Annotated in this window: 1 protein-coding gene; it reads right to left on the minus strand. The window is 34.8% G+C overall.

Annotation, left to right across the window (positions count from 1 at the left end; translation table 11 throughout):
* A partial coding sequence (locus ACRCJ0_RS18485; RefSeq protein WP_431391634.1) for a GNAT family N-acetyltransferase occupies positions 1 to 366 on the minus strand: 366 nt, incomplete at its 3' end.
* Positions 367 to 600: the final 234 nt, after the last annotated feature.

The following is a 600-nucleotide window of genomic DNA, read 5'->3' on the forward strand; positions in this document are numbered from 1 at the left end:
ACCTAGACTACGTGCAATTTCTTCAGCAGCTTGAATTAATTTTGTGCCATATCCGCGGCGTAGAAAAGCTGTTCGCACATAAATCCTTTCGACTTCAAGGAGATTGTCGCCCACATATTCTGACTGTGCTTCGCCCACATTCAATTTAAGATAACCCATAGTTTCATTATTCTCTTTCAAAAAGAAGAATTGACTATTGGCGGTTTCTAATTCTGCTACTAATTTGCTCCGATTATAGGCATCCTCCAAGTAAATCCGCATATTTTCATCTGAATTAAATTCCCCAAAAGTGTCCGTATAAGTTTCGATTGAGACAGCTCTTAACTCATCTACATCGGCTAGGGTGCATTGCTGTAATCGTGCCATAAATGACCATCCTCCTACATCATTAATTCCTTATATAGTAACCTAAATACGCTTAAAAATTAAAGTATAAACATATAAGAATGACTTTAGCATAAACAATAAGCCATTTGATAGTTTAAAAATACCCATTTATGGCGTGAAATTGTAAAGATATATATACAATCTTTACACAAAATATATTTATCAAGGTCGGTATAGCGGTATATTTGCCTTTATTTAGTTGATGATAAAGGG

This window comes from Aerococcus sp. L_32, from assembly GCF_050689315.1.